This window comes from Trinickia sp. (assembly GCF_051954495.1).
GTDB lineage: Bacteria > Pseudomonadota > Gammaproteobacteria > Burkholderiales > Burkholderiaceae > Trinickia.
The window spans coordinates 1-6,430 of sequence record NZ_JBQCHR010000018.1; the positions used below are offsets into that span (position 1 = coordinate 1).

A 6,430-nucleotide genomic window follows, 5' to 3' on the forward strand; every position below is an offset into this window, starting at 1 on the left:
CCGTCCCGCACCACCAACGCATACTGCGCGTTCGTATAGAGATCGTTCCAGGTATAGGTCAGGCACGAGAACGGATCGATCGAGCAGATGTTGTATTCGATGTTGCCCAGGTTTTCCGGAATGATGCGCTGCCCGTAGTAGTCGCTCTTGATGATGTACGGAAAGAATTGCCCCACTGAGAAATCGTGATTGGGTGCGGTCGAGTTCAAGCTGGTCGGCGTGTCGGAGGTGTAATACACCGCGCGCTGATACGTGTTCTTGAACAACGGCGGCACCGCTTTCATCGCGAGCGGCGACGACTGATAATGCGGCGCTTCCCAAGCGAAAGGCGTGTACCCGTTCGACTTGAACTCCTGCAGCCCCGCGCTGAGACGGTTGCTCGCCCACTGCACCGAATCCTCGTCGACGGGCCGGTTCTGCGTCGCCAGCCAGAATTCGAAGTCGTTGCCGCTGACCGCATTGTCGATATTGGGCGTGGAGTTGTACTGATGCGTATAACCATGCATCAGCACTTTCCCGCCCCGCGCGAGCGCATAGTTGAGCGATTGCTTAAGGCCCGTCGCTTGTGACAAATGAACCGTGAGGGGAACCCCGCCGTTGTATGCGCCGAGCGGGTCCAGGTAGAGGGGGATAGTCGCGATCGAAAACGGAATGCGCTGGCTGTAGAGGTAGTCCGTGAGCGTCTTCATCGATGCGGTCGTCGTCAGCGCGTTGACGTCCTCCAAGCGCACGAGCGCGCGATGCAGCACCGGCTGGTTCGTGCCGAGGATATCGTGCAGCATGTCGCAGAGCACGAGGTATCGATCGCGCGGCCCGATGTACGACAGCGGCATGTCGGCGAAGTACCAGAAATTGCCCGAACGCATGACGTACGGCGCCTGTTCGCCCGTCTGGCTGTCCTTGATCGTCACGAGCGCGCTCGCTTTCGTGGCGTCGGAGACGGCCGTCACGCCGATATCGGGGTCGGCGCTGACCACGCCGGTACTGGCGTTGAAGGCGTAGTACTTCACCATGTTCTGGTTCTTGTACGTTACCGTATCGAAGAAATCAGGCGTCGGGTTCGAACTCGACGGTGCGGCCGACAAGCCGCGCAAGGCGTTGAACGTGAACCCGTATCGTGTCGAGAATCCATAGGTTGTGTCCCATGCAACTTGCCACAGGTTGTACTTGAACCACACCACGGTCTTGCTCGTCGTGGTCACGTCGGCAAGGAAGGCCGGCGGGATCGCGCTGTCGAAATAGCTGCCGAGATAGAACGTCGCTTGATAATTTTCGACGTTGCCGGCCGTGTAGCTGGAAACCGGCGCAAGCGTCACGTTGGTGTTGAAGTGGCCGAGCAGGTTACGCAGCATGATCGCGTACGCGAAACCGAGCTTCGTGTATTGATCGTTCTGCGGCGCATCGTAGAGGACCAGCACGTTCGCCGTTGTCGTTTGCGCATACGCGGCGCCGGGCCATTGCGCGCTCAGCATGCCGATCGTCAACAGGCATGCGAGCAGGAATCGTTTCAGGATGGTCTTCATCGCGGACTCCCCGTTCAATTGCGGATGTATTCGCCGTTCGGCGTACGGTGCCTGCGCGCGTCGAATCCGCGCGCACGGCCCTTGCCTTGCTCGGTCGTTTCGCGCTCGTGCTCCGGAATGCCGGGCATGACTTCGGTGACGACGGTAGGTCTTGGCGGCGGGGTCACTCGGTGATGCAATTGGGCAGACGCGGCGCTCGACGCGGGCGGCTCGGCCGCGCGGACGCCGGTGGTCAGCAGCGCCGCGGCGCACACGGCCGGCGCCACACGAATTGCGAGTTGGCTAATCTTCACGAAAGGCTCCGATGGACTGGGACGGTCGAAGGCGCGCGTCGAGACCGCACGCATGCATGACGCATGCAGCGCGCTCGAGAGTCACACCCGGGTCGCATACGTAGCGCAGACCTACCGTTGCATCGGCGCGGCTTGGGGGCGCGCGTGTCGATGCAAGCCGCGCGGCACCGGGGGGATGCGCGCGGCGACCCAACGGCGTCCTACAGGACGCCGATCAGGTTGGCCATTTCTGTTTTGCGATGCGTAAGAAGATCGTAAACGTCGCGCGCAAACGTTAATGTGCGCGCAAACACAGAACGCGGCGGCCTAAGGGCGATCGAAGCCGCTTTCCGGCGAGGCGCTAGAAGGCGGCCGTATAAATGGCCAGCGCATCCGCTTCGGTCACTGGCCGCGGATTGTTGACGAGCAGACGTTGCTGCAGCATGGCGTCCTTCGCCATGCGCGCAAGCCCATCGCGTTCGATGCCGACGCCTCTCAGCGTGGACGGAATACCGGTTTCGGCGATCAAGTGCTCAACATGTTCGATCAGCGCGCGAGTCCGTTCCTGTGCGCTGCCCGAGGCGGACGGCAGGACCGCGGCCGAGAGTTCCGCATACAGCGGCGCCGCGGCGGGCGCGTTGAACTTCAACACATGCGGCAACACCAGCGCATTCGAGAGGCCGTGCGGCACGTGATAAATGCCGCCGATCGGGTACGCGAGCGCGTGTACGGCGGCAACGGGCGCGTTGGCGAACGCTTGCCCCGCGAAAGTCGCACCGAGCAGCATGGCCTCGCGCGCGGTCCTGTTTTGTCCGTCGCGGCAAGCCGTCAATAAATTCGTCGACAACAGTTGCAGCGCGCGCAGAGCAAGCATGTCGGAGATCGGGTTCTTCAATCGCGCGGACGTATACGCTTCGATCGCGTGCACCATCGCGTCGATACCGGTCGCTGCCGTGGCGGCGCTTGGCAGCCCCAACGTTAGTTCGGCGTCGAGAATCGCGAGATCGGCGATCAATTGCGGCGAGACGACGCCCATTTTCGTGGCCTCGCCCACCGTCACGATCGAGACCGCGGTGACTTCCGAGCCCGTGCCTGCCGTGGTCGGAATCTGCACGAGCGGCAAACGGGCCCCGTCTACCTTGTTCACGCCGTACATGTCGCTCAATGCTTGCTGGGAGGCCAGCAAGACCGCCAGCAGCTTCGCGACGTCCATCGATGAGCCGCCGCCTAGACCGACGACGAGTTGCGCCTGCGCGTCGCGGGCGCGCGACGCCGCTTCTAGCACGACGTGCTCGGGAGGATCCGCCACGACGTTGTCGAGTACGGTGACGCTCCACCCGTGCTCGCTCAGATCGGCGAGCGCGGGACCGAGCAGCCCGCTTCGATAAAGGAAGCCGTCGGTGACGAGACAAAGCCGCGCAAGCGTCGGGTAGCGCTCCCGCAGTAGCGCGCCTAGGCGCCGCGCGGCGCCGAATTCGACGACGAGCGTCGGGACGGTTTGGAAGCGAAACGGCTCGGCCATACGGACTCTCCCCTCACGGTATCGGCGCTCATCTTAACTCCAGCCGAGCGAGCACCGAGGCCACGATGCGGTCGCATCGCGCGCCGTCGAAGGAAAACACGTCGCGCTCCGCGGAATCGAGTTCCCGCGCCAGCGACTCGCGCAATAGGCTTCTCGCCCGAAAATGCCGGGTGCGCACCGTCGCTTCGGCAATGCCCAAACATTGCGCCGTCTCCTCGACGCTGAGCTCTTCCACGCAGCGCAGGACGAAGACGACGCGAAACGCCTCGGGCAATGCATCGAGTTTTCGCTCGAGCAGCGCGCGAATCTGAGCGCGCATCAACGCATCGTCGGGCGATGCTTCATGGGACGTGTCCACGAGTTCGAGATCCGATCCGTCGTTCGCGCTGATGCTGACCGTCGGTGCGGCGGCCTGCCGCCTCGTATTTCGACGCAGGCGCGCGAGGCATGCGTTGAGCACCAGCCGCGAGAGCCACGTCGATAGCCGTGCGTCGCCCCGAAAGCTGCCGATCGCGCGATACGCTGCCAGATATGCGTCCTGCAGCGCATCTTGCGCTTCCGCATCGTCGCGCAGCGTTGCCCTCGCGAGCCGGTAGAGCCGCTGGTTGTACCGCCGCATCAAGTGCACGAATGCCTCGCGTTCTCCGGCGGCGATGGCCGCAGCAAGGGTCCGATCGTCGGCATCGCGCCAATCGTGCGGCGATGCGCCGCGTTCGATGTCACGCACGTTCATGGTTTGTCCTTCACGACCACTGCCGCGCGCATCGTCGGATGAAAGGCGCACGCGTACGGGTAGCGACCCGGCGCGGCGGCATGATACGTCCAACGGCCGCCGGGCGCGATCGTCCGGGAGTCGAAGCCCCCCGCGGCGACCGACGTCGCCGTATGCGCCACGGGATCGTCGTTGATCCAAACGATGGTGTCGCCGCGACCGACCGTCAGCGTGTCGGGTTCGAACCGCATCCCGTCGATCTTGACGGTCCACGTCTTCGCCCAGGCCTCGATGGGAAAGGCCAGCATGGCGCACATGCCGACGCAGCACGCGAGCGCGACGGCTCGTGTGCGCCGCCGCCGTTCAATGGCCGCCGCTGTCATCGAGTTCCGCCTGCAAATGCTTGGCGTGATCGAGGTGCGCGACGAACGCGGGCCGCACCTTGACGAGCAATGCCTTGAGATCGGCGTTCTTCGCGTCGGGAATCAGCGTCTTGTCCATCGCGTCGAGCACGGCTTGATGATAAGCCACTTCGTGCGAGACATACGCTTTATCGAATGCCTTGCCCTTCAGCGTTTTCAGCTTCGACACGTTTTCGTCGCCGCCCTGCTCCAACGCCTCGCTCGTCGCGTTCGGCTCGGGCGTGACGTTCAGCTTGTGCACGAGATCCGAGGCGGCTTGATTCACGCCGGTGTGATCGCGCACCATCGTCTGGGCGAACGCCTTCACCTCCTTGCTTCGGCCCATTTTGAGCGCAAGCTTGCCGGCGTCGATATCGACTTGATTCGCCGTCACGACGATCGCCGCGATTTGCGGATCGGTTGGGCCCGCGTCGGCCGCGTTTTGCGCACGCGCGTTGAACGACACAGCGGCCAACGCGGCCGAGATGGGCAGCACGGCCAGCCGCGATGCATGGGATATCGGTTTCAGAAGCACGATCTTCTCCTATAGCGAGGAAACCGTCGTTCGTCCGTCATGGCGAACGAGAGGGTCTTGCCGCGATAGATGCCATGTCGAACCGCGGCGTTCCCACCTACCCGTCAATTTTGAATCGGCGCCTCGCATGGGGAAGAAAAGGTGCGCAATGATGGTTTATTCGGAGTTGCTCCAATCGTAAGAGGTACCCCCCATGTGCTATGCTGGCGAACACTTCGCCGCCCCGCTGCCGCACGCACGGCAACAGATCGGATACCACGCGCAGGCCGGCAGCACTTAAAGATCCTATGGACTATCGACATCTCAAGAACCGCAAGAGCATGCACGCGCGGATCGTGCAGGAACTCGGCACCGAGATCGTCAGCGGCAAATTCGCGCCCGGCGAACGGCTCCCCGCCGAACCCACGCTTTGCGAAGCCTACGGCGTGAGCCGTCCCGTGTTGCGCGAAGCCACTCGCGTGCTCGTCGCCAAAGGGTTGGTCGTCTCGAAGCCGCGCGTGGGCAGCGTCGTGCGTCCGCGCGAAGAGTGGCACATGCTCGATCCGGACGTGTTGTTTTGGACGATCAGCGTCACGCCCGAGGGGGAATTCTTTCGTTCGTTATTGACGGTCCGTCGGATCATCGAGCCCGCGGCTGCCGCGCTCGCCGCAACCGAGGCGACGGAAGAAGACATCGTGCGCATGCGTCGCGCGTACGAGCGGATGGAAAGTGCGGAAACAGCCAATGCGTTGCTCGAGCCCGATCTGGAATTTCATCGTGCGGTAATGGCCGCTACCCATAACGACATGCTCGCCTTCATCGGCAACATGATGTCGCTCGCGTTGACCGAATCGATCAAGCTCACTAGCCGCCACCCCGACACGCACGCATTGTCGCTGCCGCGCCATAAGGCGATTTTGACGGCGATCGAACATCGCGACCCTCTCGGGGCGCGCCAGGCCAGCCTCGTTCAGTTGGAAAACGCGAAGGCGGATGCGGAGACGATTCTCGTCATTGGTCGCCCCATAGCCGGGTAGTCGCGTGCCCGATCGTTCATGGTGAGTTGCGTGCCACCTCGGCATCGTCGTTTTCAAAAGTGAATTTCAAGGTGGGGCCTTTATAAATGTCCACGCCCAAAACTTTAATTTTCGGGAGACGGCGGTCGTGATTGATTGCGTTGAAGTCATTCATCATACTTAAGGTCGTCTTGAAATTCGGCGTCGTCGAAAGCTGGTTCCACGCAATTGAACCAACTGCGACGTGCACATGCTCCGCGTCCGACACGGCAAGCAGGGCACCGAGGGTTTCTTTGTTTTCAATGTGATTTCGGTAGACAATGGCGGGGAATTTTTCCGGCAATTTCCTCAACTCCGTCGTTCCCATCGCGCGCATCCACTGGCTTAAGAACGCATCAGAAGCAAAGAAAATCTCGTCGGGGTTCTTATTGCCGCCAAAATCTCGATAGTTCTCGAGCATCACCACTGCA

General features: G+C 62.2%; 8 protein-coding genes. 1 reads left to right on the top strand and 7 read right to left on the bottom strand.

Annotated features, from left to right (window positions below; translation table 11 throughout):
• The 6 genes from ACTHNR_RS02130 to ACTHNR_RS02155 form a co-directional block, all read right to left on the bottom strand.
• The coding region (locus ACTHNR_RS02130; RefSeq protein ID WP_440545780.1) for a DUF2334 domain-containing protein at nt 1-1,523 on the bottom strand (1,523 nt) is incomplete at its 3' end.
• Nucleotides 1,524-1,537: 14 nt separating this feature from the next.
• Nucleotides 1,538-1,816 carry a hypothetical protein gene (locus tag ACTHNR_RS02135; RefSeq protein WP_440545781.1) on the bottom strand — a complete coding sequence of 93 codons (279 nt, stop codon included), beginning with the start codon at nt 1,814-1,816 and terminating at the stop codon, nt 1,538-1,540.
• Between the two features lie 340 nt (nt 1,817-2,156).
• Nucleotides 2,157-3,317: an iron-containing alcohol dehydrogenase gene (locus ACTHNR_RS02140; protein WP_440545782.1), complete on the bottom strand. Its 1,161-nt coding sequence runs from the start codon at nt 3,315-3,317 to the stop codon at nt 2,157-2,159.
• 28 nt (nt 3,318-3,345) lie between these two features.
• Nucleotides 3,346-4,050: an RNA polymerase sigma factor gene (locus tag ACTHNR_RS02145; RefSeq protein ID WP_440545783.1), complete on the bottom strand. Its 705-nt coding sequence runs from the start codon at nt 4,048-4,050 to the stop codon at nt 3,346-3,348.
• Nucleotides 4,047-4,346 carry a cupredoxin domain-containing protein gene (locus ACTHNR_RS02150; RefSeq protein WP_440545787.1) on the bottom strand — a complete coding sequence of 100 codons (300 nt, stop codon included), beginning with the start codon at nt 4,344-4,346 and terminating at the stop codon, nt 4,047-4,049. The genes ACTHNR_RS02145 and ACTHNR_RS02150 overlap by 4 nt, the downstream gene beginning before the upstream one ends.
• Before the next feature lie 46 nt (nt 4,347-4,392).
• A complete protein-coding gene (locus tag ACTHNR_RS02155; RefSeq protein WP_440545789.1) occupies nt 4,393-4,923 on the bottom strand; it encodes a DUF4142 domain-containing protein in 531 nt (176 codons plus the stop codon).
• Between the two features lie 329 nt (nt 4,924-5,252).
• Between ACTHNR_RS02155 and ACTHNR_RS02160 the strand changes: the two genes are divergently transcribed.
• Nucleotides 5,253-5,981, top strand: a complete 729-nt coding sequence (locus ACTHNR_RS02160) for a FadR/GntR family transcriptional regulator (protein WP_440545785.1) — start codon at nt 5,253-5,255, stop codon at nt 5,979-5,981.
• A gap of 16 nt (nt 5,982-5,997) precedes the next feature.
• Here ACTHNR_RS02160 and ACTHNR_RS02165 read toward each other — a convergent pair.
• Nucleotides 5,998-6,430 (bottom strand): hypothetical protein (locus tag ACTHNR_RS02165; RefSeq protein ID WP_440545786.1); only part of this gene is annotated, 433 nt, incomplete at its 5' end.

Coding starts and splice junctions, on each gene's coding strand:
- ACTHNR_RS02150 (WP_440545787.1), bottom strand. CDS start 4,346: ATGTGCGCCATGCTGGCCTTTCCCATCGAGGCCTGGGCGAAGACGTGG.
- ACTHNR_RS02145 (WP_440545783.1), bottom strand. CDS start 4,050: ATGAACGTGCGTGACATCGAACGCGGCGCATCGCCGCACGATTGGCGC.
- ACTHNR_RS02160 (WP_440545785.1), top strand. CDS start 5,253: ATGGACTATCGACATCTCAAGAACCGCAAGAGCATGCACGCGCGGATC.
- ACTHNR_RS02140 (WP_440545782.1), bottom strand. CDS start 3,317: ATGGCCGAGCCGTTTCGCTTCCAAACCGTCCCGACGCTCGTCGTCGAA.